This window comes from Ureibacillus endophyticus, from assembly GCF_024159215.1.
Taxonomy (GTDB): Bacteria; Bacillota; Bacilli; order Bacillales_A; family Planococcaceae; genus Ureibacillus; species Ureibacillus endophyticus.
Genome location: NZ_JAMYWW010000001.1, coordinates 1,551,751 through 1,572,949, shown reverse-complemented (window position 1 = coordinate 1,572,949; position 21,199 = coordinate 1,551,751). Strand labels below are relative to the sequence as shown.

The 21,199-nt window shown below is 34.5% G+C and carries 18 protein-coding genes, 2 pseudogenes and 1 riboswitch; of the genes and pseudogenes, 9 read left to right on the top strand and 11 right to left on the bottom strand.

Annotated features, from left to right (window positions below; translation table 11 throughout):
* Positions 1-89: 89 nt before the first annotated feature.
* The 3 genes and pseudogenes from NKR20_RS07655 to NKR20_RS07645 all read right to left on the bottom strand — a co-directional run.
* Positions 90-956, bottom strand: a pseudogene (locus tag NKR20_RS07655) (IS3 family transposase); the annotation flags it as partial.
* The gene (locus tag NKR20_RS07650) at positions 917-1,477 is read right to left on the bottom strand and encodes a transposase (protein WP_253425008.1); all 561 of its coding nucleotides are present in this window, start codon (positions 1,475-1,477) and stop codon (positions 917-919) included. The pseudogene NKR20_RS07655 and the gene NKR20_RS07650, both read right to left, overlap by 40 nt.
* 102 nt (positions 1,478-1,579) lie before the next feature.
* Positions 1,580-2,077, bottom strand: coding sequence for a hypothetical protein (locus tag NKR20_RS07645; protein WP_121215968.1), 498 nt, complete (start codon positions 2,075-2,077; stop codon positions 1,580-1,582).
* Positions 2,078-2,412: 335 nt separating this feature from the next.
* Between NKR20_RS07645 and NKR20_RS07640 the strand changes: the two genes are divergently transcribed.
* From NKR20_RS07640 to NKR20_RS07610, 7 genes are all read left to right on the top strand, one after another.
* On the top strand, positions 2,413-3,420 hold the full coding sequence (locus NKR20_RS07640; RefSeq protein WP_253425005.1) for a DEAD/DEAH box helicase: 1,008 nt from the start codon (positions 2,413-2,415) through the stop codon (positions 3,418-3,420).
* Positions 3,389-4,816 carry a DDE-type integrase/transposase/recombinase gene (locus NKR20_RS07635; RefSeq protein ID WP_253428046.1) on the top strand — a complete coding sequence of 476 codons (1,428 nt, stop codon included), beginning with the start codon at positions 3,389-3,391 and terminating at the stop codon, positions 4,814-4,816. The genes NKR20_RS07640 and NKR20_RS07635 overlap by 32 nt, the downstream gene beginning before the upstream one ends.
* 432 nt (positions 4,817-5,248) lie before the next feature.
* Entirely contained in the window at positions 5,249-6,451 is a 1,203-nt protein-coding gene (locus tag NKR20_RS07630; RefSeq protein WP_253425002.1) for an MFS transporter, read from the top strand.
* A gap of 416 nt (positions 6,452-6,867) precedes the next feature.
* The gene (locus tag NKR20_RS07625; RefSeq protein WP_121216062.1) at positions 6,868-7,188 is read left to right on the top strand and encodes a helix-turn-helix domain-containing protein; all 321 of its coding nucleotides are present in this window, start codon (positions 6,868-6,870) and stop codon (positions 7,186-7,188) included.
* Positions 7,189-7,196: 8 nt separating this feature from the next.
* Positions 7,197-8,060: an IS3 family transposase gene (locus tag NKR20_RS07620; protein ID WP_121216063.1), complete on the top strand. Its 864-nt coding sequence runs from the start codon at positions 7,197-7,199 to the stop codon at positions 8,058-8,060.
* Between the two features lie 115 nt (positions 8,061-8,175).
* Positions 8,176-8,358 carry a hypothetical protein gene (locus NKR20_RS07615; RefSeq protein ID WP_253424999.1) on the top strand — a complete coding sequence of 61 codons (183 nt, stop codon included), beginning with the start codon at positions 8,176-8,178 and terminating at the stop codon, positions 8,356-8,358.
* Positions 8,359-8,379: 21 nt separating this feature from the next.
* Positions 8,380-9,549, top strand: coding sequence for a PAS domain S-box protein (locus NKR20_RS07610; RefSeq protein WP_253424996.1), 1,170 nt, complete (start codon positions 8,380-8,382; stop codon positions 9,547-9,549).
* Positions 9,550-9,679: 130 nt separating this feature from the next.
* Here NKR20_RS07610 and NKR20_RS07605 read toward each other — a convergent pair whose 3' ends face one another.
* Positions 9,680-10,126, bottom strand: coding sequence for a YkyB family protein (locus NKR20_RS07605; RefSeq protein WP_253424993.1), 447 nt, complete (start codon positions 10,124-10,126; stop codon positions 9,680-9,682).
* Between the two features lie 220 nt (positions 10,127-10,346).
* Between NKR20_RS07605 and NKR20_RS07600 the strand changes: the two genes are divergently transcribed.
* A complete protein-coding gene (locus NKR20_RS07600) occupies positions 10,347-10,859 on the top strand; it encodes a PCYCGC domain-containing protein (protein ID WP_253424990.1) in 513 nt (170 codons plus the stop codon).
* Positions 10,860-10,993: 134 nt separating this feature from the next.
* On the opposite strand, the gene NKR20_RS07595 is transcribed toward NKR20_RS07600, so the two are convergent.
* The 4 genes and pseudogenes from NKR20_RS07595 to NKR20_RS07580 form a co-directional block, all read right to left on the bottom strand.
* Positions 10,994-11,491 carry a hypothetical protein gene (locus tag NKR20_RS07595; RefSeq protein WP_253424987.1) on the bottom strand — a complete coding sequence of 166 codons (498 nt, stop codon included), beginning with the start codon at positions 11,489-11,491 and terminating at the stop codon, positions 10,994-10,996.
* 171 nt (positions 11,492-11,662) lie between these two features.
* Positions 11,663-12,525, bottom strand: a pseudogene (locus NKR20_RS07590) (AraC family transcriptional regulator).
* Between the two features lie 875 nt (positions 12,526-13,400).
* Positions 13,401-13,868 carry a GNAT family N-acetyltransferase gene (locus NKR20_RS07585; RefSeq protein WP_253424984.1) on the bottom strand — a complete coding sequence of 156 codons (468 nt, stop codon included), beginning with the start codon at positions 13,866-13,868 and terminating at the stop codon, positions 13,401-13,403.
* Positions 13,869-13,944: 76 nt separating this feature from the next.
* Positions 13,945-14,388, bottom strand: coding sequence for a GNAT family N-acetyltransferase (locus NKR20_RS07580; RefSeq protein ID WP_253424980.1), 444 nt, complete (start codon positions 14,386-14,388; stop codon positions 13,945-13,947).
* Between the two features lie 188 nt (positions 14,389-14,576).
* A riboswitch (M-box (ykoK) riboswitch) is annotated at positions 14,577-14,743 on the top strand.
* Between the two features lie 297 nt (positions 14,744-15,040).
* Here NKR20_RS07580 and NKR20_RS07575 point away from each other — a divergent pair.
* The gene (locus NKR20_RS07575) at positions 15,041-15,985 is read left to right on the top strand and encodes a magnesium transporter CorA family protein (protein WP_253424977.1); all 945 of its coding nucleotides are present in this window, start codon (positions 15,041-15,043) and stop codon (positions 15,983-15,985) included.
* 45 nt (positions 15,986-16,030) lie between these two features.
* Here NKR20_RS07575 and NKR20_RS07570 read toward each other — a convergent pair whose 3' ends face one another.
* The 3 genes from NKR20_RS07570 to NKR20_RS07560 form a co-directional block, all read right to left on the bottom strand.
* Positions 16,031-16,858: a GNAT family N-acetyltransferase gene (locus NKR20_RS07570; protein ID WP_253424974.1), complete on the bottom strand. Its 828-nt coding sequence runs from the start codon at positions 16,856-16,858 to the stop codon at positions 16,031-16,033.
* Between the two features lie 330 nt (positions 16,859-17,188).
* Complete coding sequence (helD, locus tag NKR20_RS07565; RefSeq protein ID WP_253424971.1) at positions 17,189-19,525, bottom strand: RNA polymerase recycling motor HelD; 2,337 nt, start codon at positions 19,523-19,525, stop codon at positions 17,189-17,191.
* A 300-nt stretch (positions 19,526-19,825) separates the two neighbouring features.
* Entirely contained in the window at positions 19,826-20,965 is a 1,140-nt protein-coding gene (locus tag NKR20_RS07560) for an IS110 family RNA-guided transposase (RefSeq protein ID WP_253428089.1), read from the bottom strand.
* Positions 20,966-21,199: the final 234 nt, after the last annotated feature.

Here is a 21,199-nt window from a genome sequence, read left to right as displayed (position 1 = left end):
ATTAAACTACTCCGTTATTTGAACCTTTAATGAAAATAGACGCATTCCTTATTAAAGAAGGTAGTGACCCCTTAAAGTTAGAGTTTTTATTATGCAGCTAATTGGCTGGCGTGTATTCGGTAATTTACCTGACTCATGCCGGCCAGTTTTTGTTTAATGCGATCGTTATTATAATAATTGATATACTTCTCTATTTTCTTTTGCAGTACTTCGTAAGAGATTAATTGTTCCCCATAATACATTTCCTGTTTTAGTATGCTGAAGAAGTTCTCCATGGCCGCATTATCTGCGCATGTCGCTTTACGAGACATGCTTTGGAAAATCTTGTTCTGCCTTAATGTTTTTACCCACGTATTGTGTTGATAGTGCCATCCTTGATCGGAGTGAATCGTTGCCCGATATTCAGCACGTTTCTGAATAATTGGAAGTGATTGCTTAAGTGAATCTAACACAAAATCTAGGCTCGGCCGTTTTGACATACTAAACCCAATAATCTCACCGTTATATAAGTCCATGATCGGGCTTAAATATAATTTCTCATCATCTGTACATTTAAATTCGGTTACATCAGTCACCAATTTTTGAAGGGCATACGGTGTGCTGAATCTACGATTCGAAAGGTTTTTAGCGACTTTTCCAACCGTTCCTTTGTAGGATTTATAGCGTGATTTACGTACAAATTTTACACATATCAATCCTAGCTTTTTCATAATTCGTTGTACTTTTTTATGATTAATTGTGTACCCTTGCGCTCTTAATTCCGCATGAATACGACGGTAGCCATATCGACCTTCATGCTTTTCAAAGGTCTCTAAAATCAAAGTTTCCCATTTTCCATTCGAATTTGCTTGTTTCATTTGTTTCATCTGATAATGATATGTCGCTTCTGGAATACCCACTTGTTTTAAGACATCTTTTAATCGAAATCCTTCTTGTTTAAGTTCGAAGGCGATGGCTGCTTGTGCTTTTCGAGGAAGGTATTTGGATTCTCTCGAAAAGCCTTCAACTTTTTTAAATACGCCACCTCTAAACGAAGAAGCTCATTTTCGCGTTCTAGCTGCTCCTCACGTGACATTGTTTTTTCTTGGTTATTCGCTGTTGATTTTTGTTTCTTAGACATAGACGGGCGCCCCTTTAATTTTTTTTGCAGGCCCTCTATCCCTTTTTTTAAGAATCGACGATTCCAACTAGTAATTAAAGTTGGATCATTCAAGTTAAAGTGAATCGCAGTATCTTGATAGGAAGCACTTGTTCGTTTCATAAAGTTTAATACATCTAATTTAAATTGAACAGAATAAAACTGCTTCGTTTTCTTAACGGATAAGCCACTATGCCCAAACTCTTTAAAAGCACGTACCCATCTCCTTAATGGAGAATCACCTATACCATATTTCTTCGCTATCGCTCGATATCCTAGAGAGCCACTTAAATATTCTTGAACCACCATTAATTTAAATTCTTCATTATATTTAGTCATAAAAAATCACCTCAAAAGTTAGTTTTTCACTCTAACTTTTGGGGTGCAGTACCGAAAAGCGCCCGATTGTTAAGGTTCAAGATAGTGGTTACTGCTTATTTGTTAAACTAAAACCTCTTTTAAATTAGAAAATATATGTTCCAAATAAATCATTCCCATAAATAATAACCAAACAGCACAAGGAATTGCTAGACTTTTAACTGAATGTACCCAATTGAATTTATAGTTACTTTTTTGTATTAATTTATCTGTAATTAAGAACAAGATTGCTGCACCCAAACTAAACGGAAGTAAGATAAGACCAAAAAAAACATGAAAAATAACTGTAAGTATTACTTCAATTTTCTTATTATTATTTTTTCTAGTTATTAAATTGCTTATTATATCACTAACTATGGAGGTTAAAACCCCATAGATTAATATAACTGGGAAGCTGTACATCAAATAAACAGGTGTAGCTAATATAAAAGTGAATATGTAATCAGTAATGGAACTTATACTTTCTCCAAATGCATTTGGAACAATTAAAGCGAGCAATATAGCAAAAAGTGATCCAGATATAGATGCTGATATAATTTTCCTCCATATTATCGCACTCATATAAAATAACCCTCTTTTATGTATCCTATTTAATGTATTTAGTGTAAATCTCAACCATCTTTTATTCAACAATCTGGCCCGATTGTGGAATAGTATAATCCTGCACCAGAGAATTTTTTTATCAAACTAGATTAATGTTCGATCTTTGTTTTAAATAATTGAACTTTGTTTTAAATGTTTAATCTTATATATAAAACTACAAAAGAAAGGCTTTTAACATTCCATGTCCGTGGGCTATTCATTTTTCCCACAAAACTAAGTAGCGTTACAAAAATTTACTTAGATTTACCAAATATGATATTGTATTGGTAATTAGTTCATATGGAGGTTTTATTATGCCTATTGATTTTGGAAGATTTAAAAAAAGAGAGGATTCGCAACGCGAAACCCACCCAATTAAGATTTATGATGGTCTTTCAAGAAGTGGCCGATTAAATGACTTATGGAGAGGACAATATTTAGCTTTAGAAGAATGGGAAAAGGTACGAAAAGACAATGACCTTGTTGTTAGTTTAAACACTGGCGGCGGGAAAACTGTTATTGGATTAATACAAGGCCAGGCACTAGTTAATGAAACAGGTGGTAGAGTATTTTATCTTTGTGGGTCTATCCAACTCATTAAACAAACCGCTGAAGTAGCCTCCCTTATGCCGTTAAAGGTGGCTACTTATTATAATCGACAATTTGAAAATGAAGTCGACTTTAATAAAGGAGAAATCCTTTGTATAACCACCTACCAAGCTTTATTTAATGGGTTTAGCAGATTCGCTAAAGAAGAAATCGCTGGATTAGTCTTTGATGACTCACACGTTGCGTCTCATATTATTCGAGATCATTTTTCCTTGCATCTGGATGATGCTAATTTCCCACAAACATATTCAACACTTGTAAATACAATCAGAGGATATTACGAAGCTACTCACTCAATTCAACTATTTGAGCAAGTCGTTAGTCAGAAATTGGATCCTACTGTTTTATTTGTCCCTACTTTTATTTGGGAAGATATAAATAAAAAAATTATTGAAGTTATGATAGCTGAAGGTGTACCAACTTCAAACTCTACAAAATATGCATGGGAGCATCTTCGCGATAATGTCGATTTATGTGCAGTCTTTTTGACATCTAATTCAATTGAGATTACCCCATTTTTACCCCCCGTTCATTTAATACGTATTGTCAAAACTTATATATATAAATCGCTAATAATCGTTGGTTTTATAGTCTTTTACGCAAAAAAACTTGCCACCCCCTGGATTTTGGTGTTAGTTGAGGTTACCACACACAAAACTACCCAAAAAGGAAGTGACAAGTTTGTACCCTCAATTATTAGCGTATTTAATTGAATTTATCAAGTACCAAGAAAAAATAATTAAAATATTAATGGTGATAATATTTGGTAAGGCTGTTGGAAGTGTGCGTCCTGAACAGCCAATTAATAAAGAATACCGCAAGTTACAAGTTGATAAGTTACCCATTCTGTATCAACCTGAAAAAGCATCCTTTCAGGATTTACTAATCGCCTACTTCCATGAACATGGCAAAGAATTAAAGCCTGTAAGACGACACGCCAAGTCCAAATCAAAAGTACCTGAAAACCTCTGTTGTCCTAAGTGTGGTGCACCTTCCTCGTATTTGTATGCGAATAATGGTGCAAAAGGACAATATCAATGTAAGGTATGTGATTGCTTATTTAATCAAAAAAGTCGCTATCAGAAAGAGGCTATTCTTCGTTGCCCCCACTGTATGAAGACCTTAGAGAAAATTAAAGAGCGAAAAGATTTTCACATTTGGAAGTGTAAAAGTAATCAGTGTTCCTATTATTTATCCAATATAGGTCGAATGAGTAAGGAAGAAAAGACCCGATTTAAACAAGATCCACAGGCGTTTAAAGTGCGTTATATTTATCGTGAATTTTTGTTTGATTATCAACCTTTATCTCCAGCATCACCAGTAAAACCACGTGTAGATTTATCACGGATTCATACGTCATCCCATACACTTGGATTGATTTTGACATACCATGTGAATTACGGTATTTCAGCACGGAAAACAGCAGCGATTATGCAAGACATACATAATGTTTCCATTTCACATCAAACGATATTAAATTACGTGAACAGTGTCTCCATCTTGATGAAGCCCTTCGTTGATGGTTATCCTTATGAACTGTCCGATCAATTTTGTGGCGACGAAACGTATATTCGGGTTAATGGGAAATGGCATTACTTATTCTTTTTCTTTGATGCGGCGAAAAAAGTTATTCTCTCTTACCGTGTTTCGCCTAATCGCGATACATTGTCTGCCATTAAAGCAATCGATGATGTTTTACAAAAGTTCAAGGAGATTCCCGAAAACCTGAATTTAATCGTGGATGGCAACCCCATTTACTTATTAGCACAACACTTTTTCGCACAACATGACATTTGGTTTGATGTGACACAAGTGATAGGCTTAACGAACGAAGATCCAGTGTCAGCCGAATATCGTTGGTTGAAACAAATTATCGAACGTCTAAACCGGACATTTAAAGGGCATTACCGTGCGACAACAGGCTTTGGTTCCGAAGCTGGCTCGGTATCGTTTGTGACGATGTTTGTGGCCTATTTTAATTTCCTTCGACCGCATGCAAAGCTGGAAAAGCGTGTGCCGGTCATGATTCCAGAGTTGGACCAGATGCCACATATGCCAGCACGTTGGACAAAACTGATTGAACTGGCCCAATTGGAGTTAACGAAATAACCGCAGCCTACTTTTTTTAGCAGAGCCCTCAAATAACTACATACGAATGACAATCGGCGTAGCGAACTCTTGACAAACCGAATGGAGAAAAGGTTAAAATTGGTATTTGGCGAGGGTTATTTGGTGTGCCTACTTTTTCCCCTTCGCCCTCAAAAATATGGGCGCAACCTTTTCGGAATGTTTGTCAAGAGCGATTGTCCCCTCGTTCGGAGAGTACTTATCGCCCAATACCTTGTGTTTTTCAATTTTTCATAGAAGTTTTGACACTACCTGTTATTTACGAATGAATACCTATTTTGGCCTCACTTTTTTCCAAATTATATTGTAGTAGGAAACTTTAACAAGATATTCAGTCTTCTGGCGGTGTTCTTCCCCCCTTGGAATCGTTAAAATGTTGTCAGAAAACTAAACTTTGGTAAAGGACTATAATATATGAAAGAAATTGTTCGTGATTCACGTTTCCGTTTAATTTTACTTGCAAATATTGCTTCTTCTATTGGTTCTGGGATTACGATGATTGCGATTCCATGGCTTTTAGTGACGAGTGATAGCGGGAATGTTTTGTATGGGTATATTACGCTCGGGGTGACGTTAATCAATTTTTTCATTACCCCATATGTTGGGAAATTGATTGATCTGGTATCGCGAAAAAGACTACTAATCTTTAGTGAGATTTTTTGTTTACTTGTAATATTATTATTTGCCTTATACGGATTTACTGGTCACACGTATTCGATTTGGCATTATACAGTGATTTATATCATTGGAAATCTCTATTACACGATTTTTTATCCAACGATGTTTGCACTGAATCAGGAAATCTTTAAGAAGGACCAATATAAGTCTTTGAATGGTACGATGGAAGTACAAGGTCAGCTCTCTAGTATGATTGCAGGTGCATTGGCTAGCTATTTACTCGTACATTGGGAGCTACAATCCATATTATTACTAAATGTCATTTCCTACGCAGCGGCAACTTATTTTTATTTACGATTACCGTATATAAATAACAAACGCGTTAAGGATGTGTCAAATCATCAGGATGATTGGTCGAGCCTCCAGTACCTGAAAGAAAATCCGAAATTGTTCGTTTTTCTATTTTTCTCTACTATGCCGTTCCTTGGTGTATTAATTTCAAACTATTTATTTCCTGTTTATTTATCAGATGTGATGAATACGACTGGGGACATTTATGCTTTAGAAAATATGATTTATGCTATTGGGGCAATTACTGCTGGTATGACTATCCCGATCATCGCTAAAAAAATCAGCAATGAATTTACGGTTATTGCTGGAGTGGCATTGTATTGTATCGCTATATCCATTATAGTTTTCGTTCCACTACCCGTATTTTTAACCCTCTCTTTTTTCCTTGCCCTAGGTAATAGCGGTACAAGGGTGGCGAGAAATTCCTTCATGATGGATGAAATACCGAATGAAATCATGGGACGGGTGGACGGAATGTTAAGAACAGCTGGATTACTCTTTAGAATCATTGTCATAGCTTTATTTACGAAAATGATCTCTGCAAGTCTGATTATTATTTGTTTTATTATTTTGAGTGGAGTAATGGTGATTGCTACTTTGGCTGTTTTATTTAGTGTACCCGGTACAAAAACAATTCTGAAAATTTAATACAATTTAAAGCTAGTCATTACACAGATGACTAGCTTATTTTTGTTTAGTATGCAGCAGAATCCGACTCAATTTAAAATAGTTAAATAGTAACTTATTTTGACACAAGTTTAAATAATTGTAGAATACTATTGAGTATTGCTTTATATTCGGTAATATATCGGTAGTTTATATTTTTATCCTACTTATTAAAGATAAAAGATCAAATAACCATAAAAAATGAGATAATTGATATACTAAATTAATCTAATACTTTACGAAAATAGAATCATATACTTAGGAGCGTGAAGAAAATTGTGGAATATATAAAAAACGTTAGCCCTAATAGAGAGTATGATATTATCCCCTTTAAGTAGACAATGTAAAAAAGGCTACGGTAATCTGTAGCTAACAGTCTATTTAGAGGGGATTTTTCTATGTCCAGAAAAAACAATACTTATTCAAATGATTTCAAATTACAAGTTGTTTTATCTTACTTAAATAGTGAAGATAGCTATGTAACAACTGCAAAAAAGTTTAACCTCCGAAGTAAAACTCAGGTGGAAAGATGGGTTCAAAAATATAAAGAAGTAGGTTCGATTGAAGCTTTTAACCGCCTACCTTCTTCAGGATCTGGCGCAAAAGGTGTGAAGAATCCCTTAAAAGGAAAACGTGTTCACTTTAATAGTGTAGAAGAAGAACGTGATTACTATAAAGCTCAGGTTGAATATTTAAAAAAGCAGTATCCAAATCTGTAAATGGAGGAATGCCAACTTATCCAGATCGTTATCAAATTATAGAGGAAATGAAAGATCGCTATCCTATTACGTGGCTGACTGAAATGGCAAAAGTAGAACGTTCAGGCTATTATAAGTGGATTAAAAACGGTAAGACATCATCCCGTAAACAAGCTGATATCGTGTTAAAGGAACACATTTTATCGATTCATCAGAAATATAAAATGTATGGTTATCCACGCATGAAAATTGCTTTACGGGAGAAAGGATTCCATGTGAATCATAAGAAAGTTTATCGATTAATGTGTGAACTCGGCATTCACTCGATTATCCGTAAAAAGCGTCGTGTATGGAAAAATCAGATGTCACGTGTATTTGATAATGTACTAAAGCGCCAATTTAACGAGCGAACAGAAAATGAAGTATTCGTCACTGATATCACATATTTACCAACGAAAAGTGGATTCCTCTACTTATCGGCTGTGCAAGATTTATATAACAACGAAATTGTCGCTTGGAAGATTAGCGAACGTAACGATTTAGAATTAGTGATGGATACGCTACAGGAATTGACGGCAAAAAGAAATGTGTATCGAAGCATTATTCACTCAGATCAAGGCTTCCAATACACATCCATTAAATATCATCAGACAGTTGAACAACTTGGCATGATTGGTAGTCATTCTCGCAAGGGAAACTGCCATGATAACGCATGTATCGAGTCATTCTTCTCGCACTTTAAAAGTGAGTGTTTGTATTTATTACATGATCATTCAGCAGATGAAGTGAGACAGGCTGTGGAGGAATACATTTACTTTTATAACTACCAACGCTTCCAAAAACGACTCAACCACCTGGCACCGATAGAATATCGACACCAGATGGCTGCTTAGTCTCTTTTAAAGCTGTCTACTTGACTGGGGTAAGTCCAAGTATTCAATCGAACAGCCCCTTTTTGAATTGATACGAGCAGAAATTGAAAATACACGACACGAAATTCTTGAAATCATGAAGCAACAACAAGGGATGATCTTTAATTTTAAAAAAGAAAATGGTCAATTTATCCATACGTTTTGCGAGGGAAAATTAGTTCATCGAATTGGATTAACACCGAAAACAGTAATTGGTAAGGCGCTAAAAGATATTTTCCCACTAGACTATGCCGAGCAAAAGGGTAAATTCTATCACTGAGCTTGGGAAGGTGAAGAGAATGTGACTTATATAGGTAAAGTTAATGATATTTATTATATCGCTTCCCTATCCCCTATTCGAAAAGACGGCAAAGTCGTATCCGTCATTGGATCATGTGTGGAAATTACAGAACAAAAACGTTTTGAAGAAGAACTGAAAATAAGAAACATTAAATATGAAATCATCTCAGATGGTATACAAGACTTAGTTGCATTGTTAAGTTACGACGGTGAAATCCTTTATAACTCATCTTCCTACGAAAAAATATTAGGGTATCGAACTGATAGTATTATAGGTAATAACATACTAGAATACATCCATCCCGAAGATATTTCACTAGTAAAAGAACAATATAATTCCATGATTGAAACAAAAGCTCCTAGTCTCATCGAATTACGGTATCGACATGTCAATGGTAGCTGGATTTATGTTGAGGAAAAAATTTCGCCTGTTTTTGATCAGTATGGAAAAATTGAATGTTTCATTTTGGTCGGAAGGGATATTACTGAGCGAAAAAGAGCGGAAGAATTATTACGAAGATCTGAAAAACTATCCATCGTTGGTCAATTAGCTCAAAGTATTGCTCATGAAATTAGAAACCCATTAACTTCAATTAAAGGTTTTGTCCAACTTCTTCAAAATGAAGTAAAAAACCCTCTTTTTATTGAAACGACATTAGAGGAAATCTATCGAATTGAAGAGGTTATTCAAGAGTTTTTACGTTTTGCTCAACCACAAATATCTACAATGGAGAGAATCGATGCAAAATTGCTTATTAGTCAAGTATTAACATTAGTCTCTACCCATAGTAAACAACAAAATATCAAGATTATAGAAGTATACGATCAAAACCTTTCAGATATATATTGTGATGAAAATCAAATGAAACATGTACTCCTTCAACTACTTCAAAATGCAATAGAAGCAATGCCTAATGGTGGGAATATCAAAGTTCAAGTATGTAATTATAAAGAAGAATACATCAAGATTAAGATCATCGACAGTGGAACTGGTATTAGTGATGAGCGACTAAAAAAAATCGGTGAACCTTTCTACTGTTATAAAGAAAAAGGAACGGGATTAGGCTTAATGATCAGTCATAAAATTGTTCAGGAGCATGGTGGAAACATTGAAATAAGAAGTAAAGTGAACAAAGGAACTTCTGTTAGTGTAATACTGCCTATTAAATAATCTGTAAATTCAGATATGTGGAAATTTAAAATTAACCTTATTGCTCAAAGAAGAAGAACAAGTTGATATTCCAATCACTTGTTCTTCTTGTTTTTATTTCTTTCAGACGAAATTTTATTTTGCCAAGGATTCATCGTTCCCCAAAACGTTTAGCAAATGGTGACATATAATGTGTGTTTGTTTGGACATATGGATTTTTTGGTTGAGGTGGCTTTAATCCTGTATATGCAACTAATAGCGACTTTGCTTGTTTTAAAGAAACTTGCGCTTTCGGGTTTCTATGTTGATCATCCAGGTCACCTAGGTGAGGTAAATTTTGAAAGTCTTCTTTTGAAGGAAGTTGATGGAACAAGTAGTCTCCACATTCAATTAAAACCGTTGAAGTTTGTTTTGAAAGTTTAGGGTTTTTCGAGAAATGCAAGCCAATCTTTTGTGCTTTCCCTTCTGCTAATAGTTTTTCAATTGTTTTTTTCTTTAATTCATATAAAAATTTAGGATCAATAGCAGTTTTTGCGTGTTTATTTACAACAAATAAAGCTTTTGATAAATTTTCTACTGTAAATTTGTTAGAGTTCATTCATTCATCTCCTTCAACTAACAATGATAGTGTATCACTTTTTTATATTTTTATTGTGCTATTTTTTATCCTACTAAAAAATTAATACGATAAAAATCCACTTTTTCCCTCTTTTCCGAGTTTAAAAAGTGGCAACTTTATAAATTTTTACCTTTCCAATTGTTTTAATATGAACTTTTTGATATGTTCGCTTAAGATAATAATTTCTGGAGGCTTCAACATGAAAAAACTATTCGTCCCCTTAGCTACAGTATTTCTTATACTATCTGCTTGTAGTTCGAAAGAAGAGAGCCATGATGCAGAAAAGCATGAAGAGAGTCATGCATCCGAGGAACACACTTCACACAATCATTTGTCAGGGGATCTTCAAGAATTAACTTCTTCTGCTTCTGAATTACCAAAGTTTTTAGATTCCCAACACGAAGACATTCGTTTAGTGTACGCAGCAGCAGGAAAAGCAACGGAAATTTTAGAATGGATGCCTTGCTATTGTGGGTGTGGCGAATCAGCAGGTCATCGTAGTAACTTAAACTGCTTTATTGCCGAAACACGTGAAGATGGGTCAATCGTTTGGGATGATCACGGTACACGTTGTCTAGTATGTTTAGAAATTGCCGTTGAATCCATTCAACTTTACCAAGAAGGCAAATCATTAAAAGAAATTCGCAACATCATTGATACAAAATATGAAGATGGTTATGCTACACCTACTCCAACTGAAATGCCAGCTTAATCATATGACAGTAGCAAGGACAAAAATATTACAACACCATTTTCTCGAGCGAAAATGGTGTTTTTGTTGATATTCAAAGTTTATAATTTACCTAATTTTTTCGAATATCACTTTTGTCCCAGCCTGTTCATGCTTTATTTGAATCGAACACCGTTTCGGATAATTTCTTTTTCCCAATCATAGGTGATGACGAAACCATTTGGCTCATCCTCTATGATTTTCATGTCCCCTTTTTTCTCTACTACTTCTTTACCTATCGTTAAATTCAATGTATATGCAACAGCATATCCTTCTCCATCAGGATTGTCTTCTAGACGATCAATTGTAACATCATTCAGGGTCATTCCTAAGCCACTAACACTTACATAAGTTCGTGGGAACATTACTCGTTTATCTTTTTCATTCCGTTCATACCAATCATCATTCAGATATGGTTTTACTTTTTCTAGCACATTTACTTCGTATGCCTCTTCTGGAACAGGAACATTATGAGTAATCATTTTATATTCCATAATAAAATCCTTCACTTCTGTTTCAGACACTTCTTTTTTTACTTCTGCTTCGTCACTCTCTTGACAAGCACTCAAAGCAAAAATCAATATACTGAATAACAACAATAATATTTTTCTCATTTTCCCCCACGTATTTACGTTCTTCAAAATTGAATTCTTTTGTTTAATTTTAGCAAAATTTCCAAAGCATTTTGAAACTTATAGCTTATGATACCAAATATATAAAAAATAAAAGCAGAATTAGTGAAAGGACTAATTCTGCAAAAAACGTCAATATATATACTAAAGTTATTAATCTTTTTTCTTCACCGCAACCCACACTTCACTATAAACATTTTCAAATTGTCCATTGTGCTTTGAAAACGAAATTCCAGGTAAGTTGACTAATTCATAATCTGAAGATGGCAGCCATTCAGAATAGATTCTTGCCATTGTATCTTGCAGGGTTTTTGGAAATGGACCTTCATTTGGGAAGATTGCCCATAGGCTTTCATCGACTGTAATTTGCTCTAAATCTTCATAGGGATTTTCCTCTGTCGTAGCAAACCCTATCATATGCGTTAAGCTCCCTTTTTCTTCTAAATACCCTTCGTCAAAGTTATAAGAAACATTCAACACATGATGCGGGTATAAATCAGCCAATTCATGCATTTCCTTTCTTTGTTGCTCTGTAATTGATTGAGCCAATTCTACAATGGCATTATTCACACCTTCAAATTGAATAGGTACTCTTTTCGATACACCGACTATATTAAATTTTTCTTTCCTCTCAATTTTAAATTCCATGGATTTCCCTCCTCTGATATCTATAAAAAATGAGAATTTGGGAAATGATTTTTGAATTTTGTTCTTCACAACTTCTGATGGTAAATAACCGCTCCAATCACGGAAGGCTCTTGAAAACCCTTCTACTGATTGATATCGATATTTATAAGCAACATCGGTCATTTTGCACCATTAATTAATTCCTCATTGGCACTAGATAGTCTTCTGTTTTTGATATACTCATTCAACGGCATACCAGCCAAATAAGAAAACATTCGTCTAAAATGGTAATCGGAAAGCCCCACGATTTTCGAAATTTCTTCTCCAGAAATGTCCTCAGTCAAATGGGATTCAATGTAGTCCATCAAGTGATTAAATTGTTGTATCAATTCATTTCCCTCCTCACAAATGAATCATATCAATAAATTTTTTTATGTACTTGATTATATCTATACGGGAAATATCGGACTAGGTTGTTGGGGATATCAGAGGAGAATGAGGATTTGTATCTCTACTTCTATTATACCCCTAATTCCAACTGAGTTATAGACTACTCCTAGTCTATACTGGGTAGACAAATCAGAAGTGATTAATCAAACCTCCGAATACTTACACTCATACTGAAGTAAACTAAAGAATAAAGCGACAGAAAAAGGAGCGATAATATGTTCGATCAAACTGCGGTTATTATTTTAGAAGCGCTAATCGTGTTAACGGTTCTGGTTGTTGTGTTTGGAATTCCTCTTGCAGATACACTGTTTAGAAAGAAATAAAAGTCATATGAAAACCCTATAAAATAGACTCTGAAGAGATCTATCTTATAGGGTTATTTTTTCAGTAATTCTCAATATTTATAAAAGAAATTTTTTATTGCATCCATGCGTAGTTTACTTTCACACTCTTCGCAACGAAAAATCTTATTCGTTCTTTCCTTATAGAATTTATATTTAAGGATCCCTTCATCCAATTGAATTTATGTCTGCAACTACAACAAACTACCTCATAGTTAAACATAGTTCTCCCTTTGGTGTCTTTTACTTTTTAGTGGATCTATTAAATATTGTGACGAGCTCTTTCGAATAATCCTAACTGAACGCTATTCAATGGTGATCCCTCAATGGCATTACTAACGCCATTACGCCGAATTATTTTTTTACTCTCTATTTTACTTTAATTAATTTGAAGGTACAAAATCGTGTATAAAAAATGGGCATATTGTTTTCGGAACAAAAAAAGTAGCAGCATGTAGCTACTACTCTTAGTTTTATGATTTTAGATTTTTACTCATATTTAAGGTAGGAATTTCATCACCATTTGCATTTACAATGATTTCTTCATTAACGATTTCATACCCTAATTTTGAATAAAGTGCTATATTTCCTTCTTCACTTTTTCGAACTTTGCATGTAGAAACAAATCGATTATTTTCCAAGGAGTAGTCTTCAACAAAGTTTATTAATTTAGTAGCTACTCCTTTCCCTTGATTTTCAGGCAAAACTGATAATCTTGAGAAATAAATATATTCTTCTTTTAACACACATTTTACAACTGCAATTAGTACCTCATTATCATAAACGCCAAATAATTTTGTCCCACGATTCATTTCATTTTGAATGGTTTGCTCAGTTTCATTTAATGCACTCGATGGTTGTGGATCTGTTTCATAACGTTTAAATGCTTGGTGTATGACAGTAATTGCATCCGAGGCTTTAATATCCGTTTGTATCTTCAAAAAAGCACTTCCTATCCAGTTGAATGTATAAATATAACCATTAACGAATTATAATACATTCAACAGAAATAGGAAATCATATATTCTTTTTTATTACTACTCTATTGTCGTTAATACTATATTTATTTTTGCGATAAAACGCTTCAGCTTGCCCACCAGGTGCTGTTAATAAATAAACGCTTTGAATCTTACTTTTGACTAATTCCTCTTCCAAATAACGAAGTAACTTGGAGCCATATCCTTTTCCTTGCGTTTTATTATTGACACAAAGTTCGGCTATATAAAAAGTGCCTCCCGAATAGGTTCTTTTACTATTTCCTGCTATAAAACCTATTAAATTATCCTGATCAAATAATAAAAATCCAAGAAATTTAGGTGTATTTAATAAATCTACCAATCTTTCCTTTGCCGTATCGTAGGACCAAGTTTCATTCCATGGCCCACTGTTGAATACCTTCATGTAAAGTTCGATGCATTGATCTAAATAATCTTCTGTAAATGGTTTGAATTTTTCTGACATCTAACCACTCCTTACTTTCATAAATTATAGAATCATACTTTAATTTTTCATAATCTATTCCTATCAATTTCCCACCTATATTACTTAAATAATCCAGTTTAACATTTCTAATAACATTCTAAATTGTTTGTAGAATACATATGTTATTGACGAACATCATGTACAAGTGTACGATATGATAGATGACAATAAGTCCTCGTTAGGTGAGGCTCCTATACAAACATAGGCTACTGCCCGGAAACATCGAAAGATGCCAATGGGTAGAACAGGAATTGCCGGCTTAAGGCTTTTCATAAGGTAGCTAAGGTTTAACCTTTACGTTGTATAGTGCCAAAGCTCGACATGGGGGAGACTATATGCTTTTTATTATGCGTATTGAACCCTCTAGTAATTTTTCTAGAGGGTTTTTCATTTTGAAAGGGGGAACATTCTATTTTGGACAGTTGTAGCGAAAGGAATAAAAATTCTATATTGCATAAATGTTCGATTCGGAGAGAAACTAATTCTTTCTCCATAGGTTCCCCTATTTTAGTGGACCAATAATTAAAAATACTGATTTTGAACATAGTATTTTCGATTTAGATATGCTCTCCGTTTTCGAGAAATTATTCAATATAGAAGCAATCGTCATAAATAGAAAGGTTGTGAAACTATGTTGAAAATTTATAAAACGGATGTAAATGGAAAAACAATAGAAATTGATACAATGGAGAAAGGTTGCTGGTTAAGTATTACGGCACCTTCTAGAGAAACATTAAATGAAATCTCATCACACTACAATATTCCGATTGAATTTTTAGAAGACCCATTAGATTTAGAAGAAAATGCACGTGTTGAATATGATGCGGAAACAGATTGTACGCTAATTATTAATGACTTTCCAATCATTGATGTAAATAATAAACAATTTGAATCCTATATTACAATTCCAGTTGGTATTGTAATCGGTAAAGATTATATCGTAACAATCGGTAGTCAGTCCCTTCACTTTGAGGAACAGTTAATCAAAAGAAATATTAATACGTCCATGAAGACAAGAATGGCATTAGAAATACTATTCTATATTTCAAGTCAATTCATTGCAAAATTAAAATTACTGAATAAACAACGTCTTAAAATTGAAAGTAATTTACGAAATTCCTTAACGAACAAGCAGTTATATGACCTAATGGAAATTGAAAAAAGTTTAGTATACTTTTTAACTTCCTTAACTGCCAATGCGGAAGTCATTAATCGCTTATTCCGTACAAGTTCCATTAAATTATACGAGGAAGATAAATCGTTACTTGAAGACGTACGTATTGAGAATAATCAAGCCATTGGGACATCTGAGTTATATACTAGAATTTTAAATAGTATTACTGGATCCTATTCATCCTTAATATCCAATCGATTAAATAAAACGATGAAGACTCTTACGTTAATTACAGTATTTCTAACATTACCAACACTAGTGTTTAGTTTTTTCGGCATGAATGTCATACTGCCTATTTCTGATACAGATCCAAAATCTTATCTCTATATCATCATCATCGCACTGCTCTCAATTTTATGGATTAGTTTTGTTTTAGGAAGACGTGGTACGTTTAATGATTAAAAAGAGACTGTTGATTAGTTTATGCTAATCGACAGTCTCTTTTTGTTATTCCACCATATTTTTTACCATCCAAACTTGACGAATCACTTCATCTGTTTTTAGTTCAAGTAAATATTTCGCTGCGTTCGAACTACTTGGCATATTGACTGTATTAAAACTTCCCCCATCAGTAATGCTAGAAAGCATTGCGAGAAATTCGTCTTGCGTTACTGAATCGGTAATTTCTAGTTGGAAAATATTTATTTTTTTCGCCTCATCCCCGATTTGCTTAAAAAGTGTATACCCGATTGGATTTTGGGATTGATCATAAAATATAGCTGCCTGTGCAGAAATATTACTTTCTATACGACATTGCCACGGAACATATCCATCATAGATAACTAAGTTAGAAAGAGACTCTGGTTGAATAAACTCCACATCAATCGTTCCCTTCTTATCCACATGCCCTTTGAAGGAAATCAGTTCGTCTATTATTTTGTAGCCAAATTCCTCATATAATCGTATTGCACCTGTGTTTTCTTTAATTGCTTCAAGGCTAGCACGTTTCACACCGCGCGCTTGATATTCTTCTATCGTTCTTTGTAGAAGCAATCGTCCAATACCTTTTCTTCTGGCAGTTGGATGTACGGCTGTTCCCCCGTTCCATGCAAGCATTTCCCCATTATTTTCATAAAAAGCATTGAGCAAAATTCCTTGTAGTTCTCCGTCTTCTTCCACAACAAAAGATGAGGAAGCATCAATATCCTCTTTCTCCATACGGTTTAAGAAACTATCAATATCCATATTTACTGGTACAAAATAATCCGAAAATCCTTCATTCCAAACCGTCATAACATCTACAAGTGAACAACTATCAACCGTTTTTATTTTCATTAAGTACCCCTCATTTTTTCATAATCTGTCACCAATAAATTCCACAACAATATCTTTAAATCCTTTATAAGTATGGGAAAATATTTCCTCTTGAATTTTAAATGGTACTTACAACATTCCAAAAAAATAAATTAGTTTGAGATGTAAGAAAGTACAGGATCATGCCAATTGCAATTACATTCATTATTTGTTTTGGTGATTGGTAGAGAATTAAAACTGTTCATACCCAAAGCAACGAGAAAACCAAAAATTATATAAAATCATTATACAAGACTAAATGTAAACAAAATAACTCATCAAAACATGATGTTTTGATTACTACAGTAGAAATTAAGAATTCGGCTCGAGAGTAAGAAGATTATTCTCCAACGCCTTTTCAATAAAATGACTTGGTTTTCCTACACTATACAAATGTAGTTCATGCATCGCCCTTGTGCAAGCCGTGTAAAAAATTCGTCGTAAACTTTCATCTCCATATACTTGTTCGGATGCATCGTAGATAATGACTGCTTCAAATTCAATCCCCTTCGCTAAGTAGGATGGGATGACGACAACCCCTTGTTCGAATTCAGCTGTTCCAGTTTTTATTAGTTTAATGCCTTCAATTTTAGATAACTCTTCAAATGCTTGCTTACTTTCCTCTGCTGATTTACAAATAATTGCGATATTTTCATAACCTTTACTTTGTAATTTTAATACTTTAAACATAATGCTCATGTGTAATTCTGATTTATTACCCACTTGTGCCAACACAGGCAGATCACCATCACGGTCAAAGGGGATAATGTTTTCTCCATTTGCAATAAGACTCCGTGTAAATTCGATAATTGGCTTTGTTGAACGATAACTACGGGTCATGTTGATAACTTCTGTTTGTTCCTCTCCATAAAGATTGGTAAGCATTTGGAAATCGGCAACTTCCCGCGCATGGGCAAAAATGGCTTGATTAAAATCTCCTAGCACGGTCATTTTGGCAGATGGGAATAAACGCTTGAGAAACTCAAATTGAAATGGTGAATAGTCTTGTGCTTCATCAATGAGAATATGCTTGATGGAACGATTTGTCTGAAAGCCTTGAATCAATTCCTGCAAGAATAGGAATGGTGTTGCGTCTTCATAATGCAACTTCCCTTCATCGAGCATTTGAACTGTCTCTTGGCAAATCTCTTTCCACTCATCAGGTACTGCAACTTTTAAAATTAATGGATCAGTAAACAGTTGTTTATAAACGCCTTCTAAATCAATAAACTCTAGCTCTTTGATTTGTTGTCTTACAGCTTTCATTTTAAGGCGAATAATAACTTGTTTCAGTTCATTAGGTTCCATCTCATAATCGGCTTGTTCCTCTCGTTCAAAGCCATGTTTTTTCGCTAAATATTTATGAATTTTATGATAGGCATCATTGCTAAGTAACTCGATTTCTTCCTCTACCCAAGGCTCAGAACGTTCTATTTTTTCTGCTTCTTTTATTTTGTTCATTAGCCAAATTTGTAGCTTTTCTAGTCTGCTTGGGAAACTCAAAGAAAGATGTTCACCATAAAATTTCTCCGATAATTGTTGTGCCGAAATGATGGTTTTTCCTCTGAACTTGATATCTTTAAATAACAATCCTGATTTTTCTAATGTTTCCCTGTATAATTTAATCGCTTCAAAAAACTGATAGGATGCTTTAAATTGAATCCCTTTAATTCTTGCACGATATGAAGGACTATCTGCTGCTGTTAACACATATTCCAATTGATCAAATGGAGTTTCTAGCTGGAACTCCTTACTTAAACGATGATCCAAATATTCCTGGAATGTATCCTGCTGCATATTTTCTTCTCCGAGCTCTGGAAGAACATTTGAAACATAGCTATTAAACATATTATTGGGAGAAAATAATATAATTTGATCTGCTTTTATAAAATCACGATATTTGTACAATAAAAACGCAATTCTCTGAAGTGCTGCAGATGTTTTACCACTGCCTGCTGCACCATGTACAATTAGCATGCGTCCCTGATCATGGCGAATAATTCGATTTTGGTCTTTTTGGATAGTCGCTACAATACTTTGCATATACTTATCCGCGCCTTTACCTAGCACCTTCTGCAAAATCTCATCCCCAATTGTGAGACTCGTGTCAAACAGGGATTCGAGTTTCCCATTACGAATTACATATTGCCACTTTTTCTTAAGTTCCCCGTTTACCTTGCCCCCGGGTGTTATATATTGTGCTGGGCCGGGCTCGTAATCATAATAGACGCTTGAAACCGGTGCCCTCCAGTCATAGATTAGAAAGTCTTCTCCACTTGAATCCATTAAAGACGAGATACCAATATAGATTTGTTCCTGTTCTGTAAGTCCATCTTCAAGAAAATCAATGCGCCCGAAATAAGGTACTGATTTCATACGTTGTAAAGTAGCTAGTCGTTTTGCTGCATGATTATGCGTACTTTCCCCAACGGATAAGGCTTGAGCTTCTTGTCTTAAATTAATAATCGTTTCTAGGTAATCATCAAAGGTATCCATATTCACTTTGACTTCATCCCAAAAATGTTTGCGGGTATTGATTACTTCATTTCGGAGCTTTAACGTGTCCGATTCTAGTTGTTGAATTTGGTCATTAATGACGTTCATGACATTATTTAAACGTTCTTGTTCTTGTTGGGAATGTGGGTTCATAAAATTCACTCCTTGAAGATATTTTTGAGTTGACTAATGAGGAAATATTAGATATAATTAAAATAGGGATAATACACACTGCATTTTCTTTTGTGTATATCTATATAAATTTACCACAAATCTGCCTATTTTACAATGTATTTTGGCAGGTGTTTTTCTGTGAAAATAAATAATCCCTTCGGTCTTTGAATATTATTGATCAGATATGTTTATTCTTAAATTGACCGAAAAAAGCCAATAAGAAAGCAGAGCTACCTGTTGTGGGGTAACTTTGTATAAAACTTTTTGGTTTTGGTTAACCTATATTATTTGGGGTTCTTTATAAGCCTCCTTGTTTAACAACATGGAGTATATAACCCGAAGCATTCGATGTGAGATCGCAACGAGTGCTTTTTTCTTTCCTCTTCGTGCAGCGAGTGACCAATATTTGTTTGCTAGCCATCGGTTTCGACTTCTTGAAACAGCCCACGCTGCTTCACACATAGCTGATTTAATATGAGGATTTCCTTTCACAGTACGTGTACTCTTTCTTTTACCAGCACTTTCGTGATTACCCGGTGAAACGCCTGCCCATGATGCAAGATGTTGAGATGTCGGGAACTGTCCCATGTCTACTCCGATTTCTGCAATAATTACTGCGGCAGTATCTTTACTTATTCCCGGTATTGTGATTAACAATTGTAGTTCTTCTTGATAATTTTGTAGTAATTGATCTACACGTTCATCGATTTCTGAAATCAAGGTTTCTAAATATTGAATGTGTTGCCAGGATTGACGAATGAGAAAGATTTGATGCTCATTAATTGTGCCAAATAATGAATCGGTAATCCTTTGCTTTTTCGGAGCCAACTTCCCATGAATGTCTTTTTCTACATCATCTTCATCAACATAACCTTGTTCGATTAATCGATTCAATAGTCTCCGTCCCGAAACGCCAAATACATCAGAAATAACAGTACTTAGTTTTACATTTGAACTTTCTAATACCTTTTGAATTCGATTTTTTTCGGAAGTTAAATGACCAATCCACTTCTTACGAAGTCTTGTTAAATCCCTAAGTTCACGAATGTTTACAGGTGGTACAAAGCTTTTCTCAATTAAACCATGTCGTAGCAACTTCGCAATCCATTCTGCATCTGAAACATCTGTTTTTCTTCCAGGTACATTTTTAATTCGTTGAGCATTCGCTAATGTAATGTCAAAGAAATCTTCTAAGATATTAAAAACAGGTTTCCAATACACGCCCGTACTTTCCATTGCAATGTGTGTAACCTCATGAGTCTCTAACCATTTTAATAATCGAAACAAATCTTTTGTGAGTGTTGGAAATGTTTCAGTCTCCGTATACAATTCGTCCTCACGAGTTCCTTTAATAACACAAGCTACAATCGTTTCAGAATGTACATCTAAACCTGCACACTTCTCAATAAATACTTCCATTAAATCACTCCAAATTAAAATGATCACAAACAGTGAGTGAATTTGAAGATAAGCATTTTTCTGTACGTAGTCATCCTACTATCAAGTGGAGCTAACAAAGGGTTGAACACCAAATTCACTCAAACAGTTTTTTATACAGGGTCAAAGCCACCAAAAAAGACCACGTCTTACATCTGTTTGTGTCATTACCATTATGAACCGAAGGTACTTATTTTCATGCTTGGGTTGGGTGTA

What these genes read in the sequence shown, in the direction of transcription:
- NKR20_RS07630 (WP_253425002.1), top strand. Translation starts at nt 5,249, where the DNA reads ATGAAAGAAATTGTTCGTGATTCACGTTTCCGTTTAATTTTACTTGCA.
- NKR20_RS07615 (WP_253424999.1), top strand. Translation starts at nt 8,176, where the DNA reads ATGAAGCAACAACAAGGGATGATCTTTAATTTTAAAAAAGAAAATGGT.
- NKR20_RS07650 (WP_253425008.1), bottom strand. Translation starts at nt 1,477, where the DNA reads ATGACTAAATATAATGAAGAATTTAAATTAATGGTGGTTCAAGAATAT.
- NKR20_RS07575 (WP_253424977.1), top strand. Translation starts at nt 15,041, where the DNA reads ATGTTGAAAATTTATAAAACGGATGTAAATGGAAAAACAATAGAAATT.
- NKR20_RS07580 (WP_253424980.1), bottom strand. Translation starts at nt 14,388, where the DNA reads ATGTCAGAAAAATTCAAACCATTTACAGAAGATTATTTAGATCAATGC.
- NKR20_RS07570 (WP_253424974.1), bottom strand. Translation starts at nt 16,858, where the DNA reads ATGAAAATAAAAACGGTTGATAGTTGTTCACTTGTAGATGTTATGACG.
- NKR20_RS07605 (WP_253424993.1), bottom strand. Translation starts at nt 10,126, where the DNA reads ATGAACTCTAACAAATTTACAGTAGAAAATTTATCAAAAGCTTTATTT.
- helD (WP_253424971.1), bottom strand. Translation starts at nt 19,525, where the DNA reads ATGAACCCACATTCCCAACAAGAACAAGAACGTTTAAATAATGTCATG.
- NKR20_RS07620 (WP_121216063.1), top strand. Translation starts at nt 7,197, where the DNA reads ATGCCAACTTATCCAGATCGTTATCAAATTATAGAGGAAATGAAAGAT.
- NKR20_RS07600 (WP_253424990.1), top strand. Translation starts at nt 10,347, where the DNA reads ATGAAAAAACTATTCGTCCCCTTAGCTACAGTATTTCTTATACTATCT.
- NKR20_RS07560 (WP_253428089.1), bottom strand. Translation starts at nt 20,965, where the DNA reads ATGGAAGTATTTATTGAGAAGTGTGCAGGTTTAGATGTACATTCTGAA.
- NKR20_RS07645 (WP_121215968.1), bottom strand. Translation starts at nt 2,077, where the DNA reads ATGAGTGCGATAATATGGAGGAAAATTATATCAGCATCTATATCTGGA.
- NKR20_RS07595 (WP_253424987.1), bottom strand. Translation starts at nt 11,491, where the DNA reads ATGAGAAAAATATTATTGTTGTTATTCAGTATATTGATTTTTGCTTTG.
- NKR20_RS07625 (WP_121216062.1), top strand. Translation starts at nt 6,868, where the DNA reads ATGTCCAGAAAAAACAATACTTATTCAAATGATTTCAAATTACAAGTT.
- NKR20_RS07640 (WP_253425005.1), top strand. Translation starts at nt 2,413, where the DNA reads ATGCCTATTGATTTTGGAAGATTTAAAAAAAGAGAGGATTCGCAACGC.